The organism is Listeria monocytogenes (assembly GCF_013282665.1).
Classification (GTDB): domain Bacteria; phylum Bacillota; class Bacilli; order Lactobacillales; family Listeriaceae; genus Listeria; species Listeria monocytogenes_C.
The window spans coordinates 1,220,245-1,234,707 of sequence record NZ_CP054041.1; the positions used below are offsets into that span (position 1 = coordinate 1,220,245).

Annotated in this window: 16 protein-coding genes; all 16 read left to right on the plus strand. The window is 36.7% G+C overall.

The window, feature by feature from the left end; all coding sequences use genetic code 11:
- Positions 1-5: 5 nt before the first annotated feature.
- The 16 genes from HRK21_RS06190 to HRK21_RS06265 all read left to right on the plus strand — a co-directional run bounded on the left by HRK21_RS06190 (position 6) and on the right by HRK21_RS06265 (position 14,337).
- Positions 6-785 (plus strand): MurR/RpiR family transcriptional regulator, encoded by a 780-nt coding sequence (locus HRK21_RS06190; protein ID WP_003740066.1) that lies wholly within the window; start codon positions 6-8, stop codon positions 783-785.
- 102 nt (positions 786-887) lie between these two features.
- Positions 888-1,547, plus strand: coding sequence for a DedA family protein (locus HRK21_RS06195; RefSeq protein ID WP_003721665.1), 660 nt, complete (start codon positions 888-890; stop codon positions 1,545-1,547).
- Between the two features lie 78 nt (positions 1,548-1,625).
- Positions 1,626-2,858 (plus strand): arginine deiminase, encoded by a 1,233-nt coding sequence (arcA, locus tag HRK21_RS06200; protein WP_077952745.1) that lies wholly within the window; start codon positions 1,626-1,628, stop codon positions 2,856-2,858.
- A 278-nt stretch (positions 2,859-3,136) separates the two neighbouring features.
- Positions 3,137-3,430, plus strand: coding sequence for a 30S ribosomal protein S6 (gene rpsF / locus HRK21_RS06205; protein ID WP_003721667.1), 294 nt, complete (start codon positions 3,137-3,139; stop codon positions 3,428-3,430).
- 55 nt (positions 3,431-3,485) lie between these two features.
- Complete coding sequence (gene ssb, locus HRK21_RS06210) at positions 3,486-4,022, plus strand: single-stranded DNA-binding protein (RefSeq protein ID WP_069887545.1); 537 nt, start codon at positions 3,486-3,488, stop codon at positions 4,020-4,022.
- A gap of 43 nt (positions 4,023-4,065) precedes the next feature.
- The gene (rpsR, locus tag HRK21_RS06215) at positions 4,066-4,305 is read left to right on the plus strand and encodes a 30S ribosomal protein S18 (protein WP_003721669.1); all 240 of its coding nucleotides are present in this window, start codon (positions 4,066-4,068) and stop codon (positions 4,303-4,305) included.
- A gap of 152 nt (positions 4,306-4,457) precedes the next feature.
- Positions 4,458-5,069, plus strand: coding sequence for a PepSY domain-containing protein (locus HRK21_RS06220; RefSeq protein WP_070006434.1), 612 nt, complete (start codon positions 4,458-4,460; stop codon positions 5,067-5,069).
- A 257-nt stretch (positions 5,070-5,326) separates the two neighbouring features.
- A complete protein-coding gene (locus HRK21_RS06225) occupies positions 5,327-5,941 on the plus strand; it encodes an accessory gene regulator ArgB-like protein (RefSeq protein ID WP_069887546.1) in 615 nt (204 codons plus the stop codon).
- On the plus strand, positions 5,925-6,086 hold the full coding sequence (locus HRK21_RS06230; RefSeq protein WP_003721672.1) for a cyclic lactone autoinducer peptide: 162 nt from the start codon (positions 5,925-5,927) through the stop codon (positions 6,084-6,086). The genes HRK21_RS06225 and HRK21_RS06230 overlap by 17 nt, the downstream gene beginning before the upstream one ends.
- 95 nt (positions 6,087-6,181) lie before the next feature.
- Positions 6,182-7,477, plus strand: coding sequence for a sensor histidine kinase (locus tag HRK21_RS06235; RefSeq protein ID WP_003740073.1), 1,296 nt, complete (start codon positions 6,182-6,184; stop codon positions 7,475-7,477).
- An 18-nt stretch (positions 7,478-7,495) separates the two neighbouring features.
- Positions 7,496-8,224, plus strand: a complete 729-nt coding sequence (locus tag HRK21_RS06240) for a LytR/AlgR family response regulator transcription factor (RefSeq protein ID WP_003728979.1) — start codon at positions 7,496-7,498, stop codon at positions 8,222-8,224.
- 166 nt (positions 8,225-8,390) lie between these two features.
- The gene (pdeA, locus tag HRK21_RS06245) at positions 8,391-10,364 is read left to right on the plus strand and encodes a cyclic-di-AMP phosphodiesterase PdeA (RefSeq protein WP_003740074.1); all 1,974 of its coding nucleotides are present in this window, start codon (positions 8,391-8,393) and stop codon (positions 10,362-10,364) included.
- 2 nt (positions 10,365-10,366) lie between these two features.
- A complete protein-coding gene (gene rplI / locus HRK21_RS06250) occupies positions 10,367-10,813 on the plus strand; it encodes a 50S ribosomal protein L9 (RefSeq protein WP_003721676.1) in 447 nt (148 codons plus the stop codon).
- Positions 10,814-10,837: 24 nt separating this feature from the next.
- Complete coding sequence (dnaB, locus tag HRK21_RS06255; RefSeq protein WP_003740076.1) at positions 10,838-12,190, plus strand: replicative DNA helicase; 1,353 nt, start codon at positions 10,838-10,840, stop codon at positions 12,188-12,190.
- Positions 12,191-12,448: 258 nt separating this feature from the next.
- Entirely contained in the window at positions 12,449-13,741 is a 1,293-nt protein-coding gene (locus HRK21_RS06260) for an adenylosuccinate synthase (RefSeq protein ID WP_003735148.1), read from the plus strand.
- Between the two features lie 302 nt (positions 13,742-14,043).
- Complete coding sequence (locus tag HRK21_RS06265; RefSeq protein ID WP_003728976.1) at positions 14,044-14,337, plus strand: WXG100 family type VII secretion target; 294 nt, start codon at positions 14,044-14,046, stop codon at positions 14,335-14,337.
- The last annotated feature ends 126 nt before the right edge of the window (positions 14,338-14,463 follow it).

A 14,463-nucleotide genomic window follows, 5' to 3' on the forward strand; every position in this document is an offset into this window, starting at 1 on the left:
GAAGTATGGACTTTTTCGAAATTTCCAGTAAGACTGTAGCTTCCCTAACTCGAAATGAGCGAATTTTATTTGACTATGTCGTTAAGAATATGAATTTAATTAAAAATCAAAGCATTCGAGAAGTTTCTGCAGAATGTTTTGTTTCAACAACCACTTTTTTGCGTTTTGTAAGAAAGCTTGGATTTACTGGTTATAGCGAGTTTACAACGGTCTTAAAGTTCACTTTACTTGGGCATACAGAGTTAAAACCGTCCCCATTTGTCGTAGAACAGTCGGATTATCGTGAAGAATATTTGAAAAACATTATTGAATCTGTCAGAGTTTTAGAACCAAGTAAAATCACGAAAATCACCAAAAAACTAGTAAACAAACCACGAATTTATTTTTTTGCTAAAGGGCTGAGTAAACATGCTGCAAAATACATCAAATATCTCTATACAATGAGCGGTTTTTTGGTAGAGTTTCCTGAAGATTATCAATATCGTCAAGCTGTATTGCCGCACATAGGTAAAGATGATTTGGTTTTTATCCTTACGTATGGTGGACATGACATTGAATTAATCCAAACTGCCCAAAAACTAAAAAGCAGAAATGAAACGCCCATGTTGATTTCGATTACCGGGGCTGATAATAATATTATTCAAAATATGAGTGATATTAATTTATATATTTTTACAGATGAAATTGAAATGAATAATTTAGACATCACTTCTCGTATCTCTACAATTGCAATTATGGAGCTAATCCTATATCAGTTTATGGAAGATGAACCTAGTAGTTTTTAATTGTTAAGAATTGATAAATAAGTCACAAGTCTGATACAAGCAATGTTGATTTATGATAGAATGGAATTTGAGTTTAAAAAAAGAAGAGGAAGTGAGTGCCTGGTGGATTTTATTACTTACATCATTGATTTCATTTTACACATTGACCAACATTTAGTGGAGATTATTAATAATTTTGGAATTTGGACTTACATCATTTTGTTCTTGATTGTTTTTATAGAAACTGGATTGGTAGTATTTCCGTTTTTACCAGGAGATTCATTACTTTTTGCGGCTGGAGCATTATCTGTATTAGATGGTTCAATCTTACATATTGTTCCCCTAATCATTACTTTATGGTTAGCTGCGGTTCTAGGTGACACAGTGAACTACCATATCGGTAAAAAAATTGGCACATCCATACCAGAAGATAGCTGGTTTGGAAAACTAATAAACAAAGAAAAAATGGAAAAAGCGGAGGCGTTCTTCAATAAACATGGTGGAAAAACAATTTTTATTGCTAGATTCATGCCTTTTATTCGCACATTCGCGCCATTTGTAGCTGGAGCAAGCCGTATGAATTATCGCTATTTCTTAAATTATAATATTTTAGGAGCAACAGTCTGGGTATTACTTTGTACGCTTGCAGGATACTTCTTTGGAAACTTCCCAATCGTAAAAGATAACTTCTCGTTAGTAGTAATCGGAATTATTGTCGTTTCCGTTATCCCAATGGTAGTTTCGTTCATTAAAAGTAAAATGGACAAAAAAAGCGCAGAATAATCTCTGTGCTTTTTTTATTTCCCGGGAAATCTCTCGCATATATGACAAACTTTTAGGGTAATTAGTTAGGAAGAGGTGATGAAAATGGAAAAAGCATTAAACATTACATCCGAAATTGGCAAACTCCAGACAGTTCTTGTAAAGAGGCCGGGTTCTGAACTTGAAAATATTACACCAGAATACCTAGAATCTCTATTGTTTGATGATATACCGTATTTAAAAATGATGCAGAAGGAACACGATTTTTTTGTTAAAACAATGAGAGATTCAAACATTGAAGTAGTCTACTTAGAAAAACTAGCCGCTGAAGCATTGCGAGAAGCGAACAATAAAGAGTCCTTTTTAACGAAAATGATTAAAGAATCTAATCAAATGGACGAAAGTGCGCTATATGTGCGAGATTATTTGATGTCTTTTAACGAGGAAGAAATGATTAGGAAACTTATGTCTGGTTTGAAAAAATCAGAAATCCCCGAGCGCAAAAAGAAACATTTAAATGAAATGATGGATGAACAATATCCGTTTTTCCTAGATCCGTTGCCAAATTTATATTTCACTCGAGATCCAGCAGCTGTTATTGGAAACGGTGTAACGATTAATAAAATGTTTCAGCCAGCAAGAAGGCGGGAGTCGATGTTTATTGAGCTAATCTTAAAACATCATCCACGTTTTAGTAATCAAGAAATCCCTGTGTGGTCAGGCCGTGAGGAGCCATTTTCTTTAGAAGGTGGAGATGAGTTGGTTTTGACTGAAGAAACTATTCTTGTCGGCGTATCTGAGCGAACAGACGCGCGAGCAGTCGAACGGCTTGCGGAAAGTTTGTTTAGTCGTTCTCCAAAAATTAAACGAGTTTTAGCGGTTGAAATTCCAGAGACAAGGTCATTTATGCATTTGGACACAGTTTTCACAATGGTTAATCACGCACAGTTCACGATTCATCCAGCGATTCAAAATCAACAAGGTGAACTAAATGTTTATATTTTGGAAAAAAACGAGAATGGGCTGGAAATTACTCCGCGCAGAGATTTCGTTCATGTGATTGCAGAGGTTTTGGGAGAGCCAGAAGTTGATTTTATTCCTTGCGGCGGAGAAGATGTAATTGTTTCTGCGCGGGAACAATGGAATGATGGGGCAAATACGCTTGCAATTGCTCCTGGAGAAGTAATTACATATGATCGAAATCAAGTATCAAATGACCTTTTAAGAAGTGCGGGCATCAAGGTTCATGAAGTAATTAGTTCGGAGCTTTCTAGAGGTCGTGGTGGACCAAGATGTATGACAATGCCACTCTCTAGAGAAAATCTAAAATAGGCTAAAAAAAATGAAAATGCCCCTTCAAAACAAGACTTTCGCTAAAAGTATTGTCGGTGATTTTGAGATGTGCTATAGTATTTTCACACCAGAATTTTCAAGAAATATCTTGCTGGTTAGTTTGCGCTATGATATAATATTTTATTGTGAGTAATTATAAATTATTCCTTGCTCGCTCTTGATTTTAAGGCTTGCTAAAGGCAGTCTGAATTTCAGGGATATGGTGTGATTTCATGCTATATCAGAGCCGCTTAAGACCACAAGGAGGTGTAGAGTAGATGGCTAGAAAGTACGAAATTATGTACATCATTCGCCCAAACATTGAAGAAGATGAGAAAAAAGCTGTTGTAGAACGCTTTGACGGAATCTTAACTGAAAATGGTGCGGAGATCATCGAATCAAAAGAATGGGGTAAACGTCGCTTAGCATACGAAATTAATGACTATCGTGATGGTTTTTACCACATCGTGAAATTAAACGCTGATAAAGCAGATTCTATCAACGAATTTGACCGTTTAGCTAAAATTTCTGATGATATCATTCGTCATATGGTAATTAAAGAAGAAGCATAAGAATTTATTCAAGGCTAGGACCTTGATTTACTAAACGAGAGGAGGTTGGTTTTGCATGATGAATCGTGTAGTACTTGTAGGACGCTTAACAAAAGATCCTGAATTACGTTACACTCCAGCAGGCGTGGCTGTTGCGACTTTTACATTAGCTGTAAATCGTACTTTCACTAACCAACAAGGAGAACGAGAAGCCGACTTTATTAATTGTGTTGTTTGGCGTAAACCGGCAGAAAACGTTGCTAATTTCCTGAAGAAGGGAAGCATGGCGGGCGTTGATGGTCGCGTTCAAACTCGTAATTACGAGGGGAACGATGGCAAACGTGTTTATGTGACTGAAATTGTAGCAGAGAGTGTTCAATTCCTTGAACCGCGTAATTCTAATGGCGGTGGCGGAAATAACTATCAAAGTGGCAATAACAACAATAATTATAATAACGGTGGAAATAACTTCGGACAAGCACCTACAAATAACGGTGGATTCGGACAGGACCAGCAACAATCTCAAAATCAAAATTATCAATCCACTAACAATGATCCTTTTGCAAGTGATGGTAAGCCAATCGACATTTCTGATGACGATTTGCCATTCTAAAATCATTTTAGCGGTTTGAACTTTAAGATAGGAGGAACTTTCAATGGCTGGAGGACGCAGAGGCGGACGCCGTCGGAAAAAAGTATGTTACTTTACTTCCAATGGTATTACGCATATCGACTATAAAGATGTAGAACTTCTTAAAAAATTCGTTTCCGAACGTGGTAAAATTTTACCTCGTCGTGTAACTGGAACAAGCGCTAAATATCAACGTAAACTTACTGTTGCTATCAAACGCTCACGCCAAATGGCATTACTACCATTTGTTGCTGAAGAAAAATAAGTTAATTTTAACAGTCTAGAATTTATTTCTAGGCTGTTTTTTATTGACTTAGATCTTAAGCCTTGCAAACCTAAGACCTAAGGAGGAAGTTAAGGTTAACTATTCATGTTATTCTTAAAGAGAAGTAAAAAAATGCACAGGGGGAAACAAATATGTATAAAAAATTAGCAACAGTAGGGGTGGCAGTATTATTAGTAGGAGCTTTGTCAGCATGTAGTTTTAACGATGATAAGGATACATCATCAAATAATAGCAAAAACGAAACTACTAGTAGCAAAAGCAGTAATAATGAAAGTTCATCAGATAGCTTGCAAAACAAAAGCTTCGATATGAGTTATGAAGACGCGATTAATGCATTCAAAGACAAACATAGTGATGCAGAAATATCTAGCGTTGAATTAGAAAAAGGCTTGGGGAAATATGTGTATAAAGTTGATGGAATTTCAAATGATAATGAATACGAAATGAAGTTCGACGCTGAAACAAAAGAACAACTAAGTGATGAAACAGATCGACTTGACCGAGAAGATGCTGGTGGAGTAGAAAAAGAAAACGAGAAAATCGACTTAAATGGTATTAAAACACCAAAAGAAGCCATGGATAAAGCTGTATCAGAGCAATCAGGCGACGTAACAAGTTGGAAAATAGAAAGAGAATTAGATACAACTTATTATGAAGTTACTGTAAAACAAGACAATAATAAATACGAAATTAAACTAAATGCAAAAACCTTAGATGTTCTTCAAACAGAACAAGATGATTAAATAGGTAGAGGAGTCCGGCTGTGAATATTCTTTCACAGTCGCCTTTTTTTATGAATAAAATTACTGAAATAAAATATTAATATGGGTTTTTAAACCTATCATACAGTTCTTTTTACACGTTTGAATATTCTGAACTGTATCCAAAAAATCGGAAATTTTGCTGTTTTTTGGTCGTTCATGACAAGAATCGGACATTTCATTACATTTTTGGTTATTATAGGTAAATTCGTTGTAAAATATTAGTGGAGGTGAATTAGTTGAGTAATTTTACCGCAAAAGTCCCTTTGTCAGAAAGAATGGCGGATGTTTTGATTTCGAAAGACCGCTGGAAAGATGATGAAGAAGGTTATTTAAAAGTAAAATATGGGCTGGAAATAATTTTAATTAATGTCATGAAGTTTGCTCTCGTATACGGTATTGCCTTAGTAACAGGGCTTTTACTGCAAACAGTGACAGTGCATCTGTCATATTTATGGCTTAGACGGTATTCTTTTGGATTACACGCAACCAAAACATTGAATTGTACGTTAATTAGTTTGATGATGTTTGTGCTTGCGCCATTTGTTTTTCAAAATGTCCCCTCTAATAATTGGATTGTTTTAGGCACATTTGCATTTATACTACTCAACATGTTTTTATTCGCTCCGGCAGATACAGAGAATTTGCCTTTAATCGGTGAAGAACACCGAAAAACACTAAAAAGAAAAGCGATGATAGGAACGCTAATTTTAACGGGAATTGCGTTACTACTACCATTCGCAGAGATGAAAACATTAATCATGATAGGATCTTTGTTTCAGGTGATAAGTATTAATCCACTTACTTACAAACTATTAAGAAGGAGGTATCGGAACTATGAAAAATATGAATAAATCAGTTGGTAAATTCCTTTCTAGAAAACTAGAAGAACAATCCATGAAAGTTGCGGATTCTTCTATGAGTAAAGCTTGCTTCATGTTTGTATACGAACCAAAAAGTCCATTTGTAAAAATGCAAGAAAAAAACGAAAATAAATAAATTAAAAACTGTATAACGTCAAAATTCATGCTAAAATAAAAAGAAGGCAAACTTACATATTTAAACATAGATATTTTAGACAGTGGAGGACTAATATGTTTAGTATTTTGATGGCAATTATACAGATAACGGGTATTTTTATAGCAATCCAGATTTTGACGAATAAAGTTTTTTCAATTAAAGAGGGATTGGTTACTATAGCAATTGCTATGCTAGCCTTCCCTTTATTTACATTAGTTCAGTATTGGTCGATGATTTTTGTGTTACTGGTTTTTGTAAGTGCCTTATATTGGAAAAATAAAAATGTAGTAGTTTCAGCTTCTATTACGCTTGTGGTTATTATTTTACTTACTATTAGTGACTCTATAGTAGGTTTTATTTTAGTACCGGGTTTGAACTTTAAATATGATGAGATATTTAATGAACTGTTACCAACGTTAATTTATTGTGCGGGAATGTTGGCGAATTTGTTGGTATTTTCGTTTCTTCTTAGAAAATTGATTGAAAAAGTTAATATTTCTAGATTTGTAGAACATAGAAAATATGCATATATTATTTTTTCTATCGTTGCTCTTACTGTCTTAGCGTTCTATATGAACATTTATGCGGGATCAATAGCGGGATTCGATGGATCAGTTTTGAAGATTAATACCCTTATTTTTACAGGGTACACCATTTTGTTAATAGTTATTGTGACGGTTGTGATAAACACTGCAACCAACGAACTTAAAGTACAGAATCAGAAGGAACAACTAGAACAGTTACAGGATTATGTTACTACATTAGAGTCCCTGCATAGAGAAATGCGCGTTTTTCGTCATGATTATGTGAATATCCTGTCAACGCTTGTAGGATATATTGATAATGATGATATGCCGGGTTTGAAGTATTACTTTGAAAATAATATTGTACCTATAAATAAAACAATTGAATCGAATAACTATAAGATTTCATTACTTCAAAATATTCATGTCATTGAACTGAAGGGCTTGCTGGCTGTTAAATTAATACGAGCTCAGGAGTTAAAAATTGATGCGATTTTGGAAGTAGTTGAACCGATTGATAAGATTTCGATGGACAGCATAGACTTATGTAAAGTTGTTGGGATATTGCTGGATAATGCGGTTGAAGCAGCGCTAACTTGTGAAAATCCAGTTATTCGAATCGCGTTCGTGAAAAAAGGCGATAGCATTATCATTGTGTTCGCGAACAGCTTACCGGTGAATATGCCGCCGATTTATAAGATATTTGAAGAAGGTTTCTCTACAAAAGGAGAAGGTCGTGGATTAGGTCTTGCTAGTTTGCGGGAGATTATGAAAAAATATTCGCATGTTGCCTTAGATACGAAAGTGACCAATAGAGAAGTTATTCAAGAATTAGAAATTATGTAGAAGAATGGGGATGAATTTATGCTACCGGTTTTTATTTGTGAAGATAACAGAATGCAGCGAGAAAGGTTAACGAAATATATTGAAGACTATATTATGGTTGAACATTTTGATATGAAGTTAGAACTTTCAACAGGAGATCCGTTTGAGTTAGTATCACGAATGCCTACACATCAAGGTATGGGACTTTATTTTTTAGACATTGATTTAGGACAACCGGACATGAATGGTTTTGAATTAGCTCAAGAAATTCGGAAATTTGATCCGCGCGGTTTCATTATTTTTATTACAACACATGCGGAATTAAGTTATATGACTTTCACGTATAAGGTGGAAGCGCTTGATTATATCATTAAAGACGATATTGATATGTTGCATGACCGAGTGCTTTCTTGTATGAAGCAAGCGGAAGAACGAATTTCTAATGACCAAGATATGCAGAAGTATTTTACATTTAAAGTATCGGATAAGAAGATTATTCATGAGTTGTTAGATGATATCTTGTTTTTTGAGACAGCGCCAACTATTCATAAAGTAATTTTACATGGCAAAAATCGTCAGGTGGAGTTTTATGGTAAGTTGAAGAATATTGAGAAAATGTTGGACGAATCGTTTTATCGGTGCCACAGGTCATATATTGTGAATAAGAAAAATATTCACGAATTAGATACGACAAAAGGTGTGGTGAAGATGTCTAATGGAGAAAATTGTTATGCATCGTCGAAATTAATTAAAAGCTTGAGTCTATAAAAGTGGCCTTGAAGGTCGCTTTTTTTGTACAGTGCCATGTTCGGGTTTGATGAAATGAGGAAATATGGGTAAAATAATAGTGATGAATTGTTAGTTAAATTTATGTTATGATATAGATACTCAAATTCAGACAAAAGGTATGTAAAAAAATGGGGAGCTGGATGAAATGTCAGGCTATTTTCAAAAACGAATGCTTAAATATCCATTATACGGTCTGATTGCGGCGACAATTATTTTGAGCGTAATCACGTTCTTTTTTTCGTGGTGGCTTTCTGCGTTAGTTGTTGTTGGTGGGATTATTCTTACGGTTGCGATGTTTTATTTTGAATATCGCTTGAATGAAGACGTTCAATTATATGTTTCGAATTTAACGTATCGGATTAAGCGTAGTGAAGAAGAAGCGCTTGTTGAAATGCCGATGGGAATACTTCTGTATGATGAACATTACAAAATCGAATGGGTTAACCCGTTTATGTCGAAATACTTTGATAAGGCAGAGCTGATTGGGGAATCTTTGGAAGAAGTAGGACCGGAATTTTTGGACGTTATTACTGGAAATGATGAGAAGGGAATTATGTCGATTGCTTGGCGTGATCACCGTTTTGATACGATAGTAAAGCGTAAGGAACGAATCTTGTATTTATATGACCGAACAGAATATTATGATTTAAATAAGAAATTTCAGGCGAATAAATCTGTTTTTGCGGTTATTTTCTTAGATAATTATGATGAATGGGCGCAGGGCATGGATGATAGACGACGTAGCGCTTTAAATAATTTGGTGACGTCGATGTTGACTAACTGGGCCAGGGAGCATCGTATCTATTTGAAACGGATTTCTACGGATCGTTTTATGGCCTTTTTGACAGAGGAAATGTTGAAGCGGTTGGAGGAAGAGAAGTTTCAAATCTTGGACCGGATTCGCGAACGGACGTCGAAGCAAAATATCCCATTAACGCTTAGTATTGGGATTGGTTATAAGGAAGATGATTTGATTCAGCTGGCGGATTTGGCACAGTCTAGTTTGGACCTTGCTTTAGGGCGCGGCGGCGATCAGGTCGTAATTAAGCAACCTGAAGGAAAAGTGCGTTTTTATGGCGGGAAAACAAATCCGATGGAAAAACGGACTCGTGTCCGTGCACGTGTTATCTCGCAAGCTTTGCAAGAGCTGATTACGCAAAGTGATCAAGTTTTTGTTATGGGGCACCGCTATCCGGATATGGATGTAATTGGTTCGAGTCTTGGAGTGATGCGGATTGCTGAGATGAATAATCGGAATGCTTATGTGGTTGTGGAACCTGGCAAAATGAGTCCAGATGTGAAGCGATTAATGAATGAAATTGAAGAATATCCAAATGTGATTAAAAATATTGTTACACCGCAAGTTGCGCTAGAAAATATCACGGAGAAGAGTTTGCTTGTGGTTGTTGATACGCACAAACCTTCGATGGTTATTAATAAGGAATTGCTTGACTCGGCTACGAATGTGGTAGTTGTCGATCATCACCGTCGTTCAGAGGAATTTGTTGGAAGTCCGGTGCTTGTTTATATCGAACCATATGCATCCTCCACTGCCGAACTAATTACGGAGTTATTTGAGTACCAACCGGATTTAGAGCAGGTTGGGAAAATCGAGGCAACTGCGCTTCTTTCTGGGATTGTTGTTGATACGAAGAACTTTACGCTTCGGACGGGGTCGCGAACGTTTGATGCGGCAAGTTATTTACGGTCGCTTGGTGCGGACACGATTTTGGTTCAGCAATTTTTGAAGGAAGATATTACTACTTTTACACAGCGGAGTCGTTTAGTGGAGTCGCTTGAAATTTATCATGATGGTATGGCAATTGCGACTGGACATGAAGACGAGGAATTCGGCACGGTTATTGCAGCTCAGGCAGCAGATACGATGCTTTCGATGGAAGGCGTGCAGGCATCCTTTGTTATTACGCTACGTCCGGATAAATTAATCGGGATTAGCGCGAGATCGCTTGGTCAAATCAATGTGCAAGTCATTATGGAAAAACTAGGCGGTGGCGGACATTTATCGAATGCAGCCACACAGCTTAAAGATGTTACAATTGCAGAAGCAGAAAAACAATTAATTAGCGCCATTGATGCGTATTGGAAGGGAGAAACATAATTATGAAAGTTATTTTTTTAAAAGACGTAAAAGGTAAAGGGAAAAAAGGTGAAACTAAAAATGTTGCTGATGGTTACGCAAACAATTTTTTAATTAAAAATGGTTACGCAGTTGAGGCTAACAATGCGGCTTTAAGCACTCTTTCAGCGCAAAAGAAAAAAGAAGATAAATTAGCTGCGGAAGAACTAGCTGAAGCAAAAGCTTTGAAAGAAAAAATGGAAAATTTAACAGTGGAATTAAAAGCGAAGTCTGGTGAAGGCGGTAGATTGTTTGGTTCTATTACATCTAAACAAATTGCTCAAGCGCTTGAAAAAACACATGGTATTAAAATAGATAAACGTAAAATGGACTTACCAGAAGCAATTCGAGCTTTAGGACATACGAAGGTGCCGGTGAAATTGCACCATGAAGTAACGGCAACACTTGATGTACATGTGAGTGAAGAATAATTTTTCTTAAGGGAGCGTAAGACAGTGGACAATAATTTCCAGGACAGAACACCACCACAAAATATTGAAGCCGAACAAGCTGTACTGGGCGCGATATTTCTTGAGCCGAATGCGCTGATTACCGCTTCTGAAATTTTAATGCCGGATGATTTTTATCGTACTGGTCACCAAATCATTTTTGAAACGATGCTTGATTTGAATGACCACGGGAAAGCTGTCGACGTATTAACGGTTTATGAGGCGCTTGCTGCCAAAGGTAATTTGGAGGATGCGGGTGGTTTGCCATATTTGACGGAACTATCCGGAGCTGTGCCAACTGCTGCTAACTTAGAATACTATGCGCATATTATCGAGGACAAGGCGCTTCTGAGACGTTTAATTAGAACGGCTACACAAATTGCGACAGATGGTTATTCGCGCGAGGACGAGCTCGATATGCTTATGGACGAGGCGGAAAAGAGCATCTTGGAAGTTTCGCAACGCAAAAATGTTGGGGCGTTCAAGAATATTAAAGATGTTCTTGTTAAAACATATGATGATATTGAAATTTTGCATAATCGCAAAGGTGACATTACTGGGATTCCAACTGGATTTAACGAGCTGGATAAAATGACAGCTGGATTTCAACGGAATGATTTAATTATTGTTGCCGCGCGTCCTTCCGTTGGTAAAACAGCATTCGCCCTAAATATTGCGCAAAATGTTGCAACGAAAACCGATGAGAATGTGGCCATTTTTAGTTTGGAAATGGGTGCGGAACAACTTGTTATGCGTATGCTTTGTGCGGAAGGAAATATTAATGCACAGAATTTGAGGACGGGTGCTTTAACGAGTGATGATTGGCAAAAGCTGACAATCGCTATGGGTACACTTTCTAATTCTGGGATTTATATTGATGATACACCAGGCGTTCGGGTGAATGAGATTCGTTCCAAATGCCGTCGTTTAAAACAAGAAGCAGGTCTTGGTATGATCGTAATCGATTACTTGCAACTGATTGCAGGGAGCGGTCGTGGTGGCGAAAATAGGCAACAAGAAGTTTCTGAGATTTCTCGGTCGTTAAAAGCTTTAGCGCGGGAACTTGAAGTGCCAGTTATTGCACTTTCACAGCTATCTCGTAGTGTAGAGCAACGTCAAGATAAACGACCAATGATGTCAGATATTCGTGAATCTGGTTCGATTGAGCAAGATGCGGATATTGTAGCCTTTTTATACCGGGAAGATTACTATGACCGGGAAGGTGAAAATGATGGCACAATTGAGATTATCATTGCGAAACAACGTAATGGTCCAGTTGGTGATGTGAAACTAGCCTTTGTAAAAGAATACAATAAGTTTGTGAATTTAGAAGTGCGGTACGACGACGCAATGGCTTAATGAGGAAACCTTGTGAAATTCAAATTAGATTTGGAGTTCGCAAGGTTTTTATTTTATGCAAAAAGGTAACGTATTACTATTAATGGACTTTGAAATTCCTGTAAAAGGATTAAAAAAGCGAACGATAAAATTACCTTGCAAATCAATGTTCGTAAATCCATTGACTATTTTGGTGGCAAACGGTACAATGTATAGTGGAAAATGAAGAGGCTATGAAAAGCTTGTAGCTATCAAAGACCAATTAAATGAGGTGTTTAAATGTCTTCAGTTGTTGTAGTAGGAACACAGTGGGGCGATGAAGGAAAAGGGAAGATTACAGATTTTCTTTCCGAAAATGCAGAAGCGATTGCTAGATATCAAGGTGGGAACAATGCAGGTCATACAATTAAGTTTGATGGCGTAACGTACAAATTACACTTAATTCCATCAGGTATCTTTTACAAAGAAAAAATTAGTGTTATTGGTAACGGTATGGTTGTTGATCCAAAAGCTTTAGTGGAAGAATTAAAATATCTTCATGATAAAGGCGTGGATACTTCTAATTTGCGTATTTCTAACCGCGCGCACATTATTTTACCGTATCACATTCGTATTGATGAAGCTGACGAAGAACGTAAAGGCGCAAACAAAATCGGTACAACAAAAAAAGGTATCGGTCCAGCTTACATGGATAAAGCAGCGCGTGTAGGTATTCGTATTATTGATTTACTAGATAAAGAAACCTTTAAAGAAAAATTAGAACATAATCTTGGTGAGAAAAACCGTCTATTAGAACGTTTTTACGAACTAGAAGGCTTTAAACTAGAAGATATTTTAGACGAATATTATGACTATGGTCAACAATTTAAAGAATATGTTTGCGATACGTCTGTTGTTTTAAATGATGCATTAGATGATGGCAAACGTGTATTATTTGAAGGTGCGCAAGGGGTTATGCTTGATATTGATCAAGGGACATATCCGTTTGTAACTTCAAGTAACCCGATTGCTGGTGGTGTAACTATTGGTAGTGGTGTTGGCCCTTCAAAAATCAATCATGTTGTTGGTGTGGCGAAAGCTTATACAACGCGTGTTGGTGATGGTCCTTTCCCAACAGAATTATTTGATTCTATTGGTGACACTATTCGTGAAGTTGGTCATGAATATGGTACAACTACTGGTCGTCCGCGTCGTGTAGGTTGGTTTGATAGTGTAGTGGTTCGTCATGCGCGTCGTGTTAGTGGATTAACAGATTTATCGTTAACACTACTTGATGTTTTGACAGGAATCGAGACACTTAAAATCTGTGTAGCTTATAAATTAGACGGAAAAACAATTACAGAATTCCCAGCAAGCTTGAAAGACTTAGCTCGTTGCGAACCTGTTTATGAAGAACTTCCAGGTTGGACGGAAGATATTACTGGGGTTACATCACTTGATGACCTTCCAGTGAACTGTCGTCATTACATGGAGCGTATCGCGCAACTTACTGGTGTTCAAGTTTCCATGTTCTCTGTAGGTCCTGATCGTGCTCAAACACACGTAATTAAAAGTGTATGGCGTTTAGCTTAATAGTGTCATTATCAAGCCTCTCTAGGTTGTATTCCTAGAGAGGCTTTTTGAGTGTAAAAAAATGGTTATGATTGCGAGAAAGTATACAATTCATAGCTTGAAAAGTTGAATAAGTTAACAAAAGAGAATATAGATTGTGAAAAACACATCTTTACTTATGGGGGCAACACCTTAAAAAGCTTACGTACCAATACTTTTTAGCTGTTTTATTCGTATTTCTGTCACATTTTGTTTTGTGAATTCATGATATAATTTGAAAGTGATATCTTATTCACAATAGATAATAAGAGGAGATGAAGTGAATGTCAGGTCAAATTCGTATGAGTCCTAGTGAACTACGTGATCGCGCTAAAACTTACGGTCAAAGTGGTAGAGATATTGAGGATATTCTAAGCCGTTTGAGCCAGCTACAAGATCAACTTCGTAGCGAATGGGAAGGTCAAGCTTTTGTACGTTTTGATGAGCAATTTGAGCAATTAAAACCAAAAGTGACTGAATTCGCTAACTTGATGGATCAAATTAATGATCAACTTGAGAAGACAGCAAACGCAGTAGAAGAGCACGATCAACAACTTTCTCAAAACTTCGGATTCTAAAAATCAACAAAAAGTGGGGCATACATACAAATATAGTTGGATGCTTTACGAAAAGCCATGCAGTTTTTTGCATGGCTTTTTCTAAAATAGAAAGTATATGCCTAAAAAGGTATTAATATAAAAAAG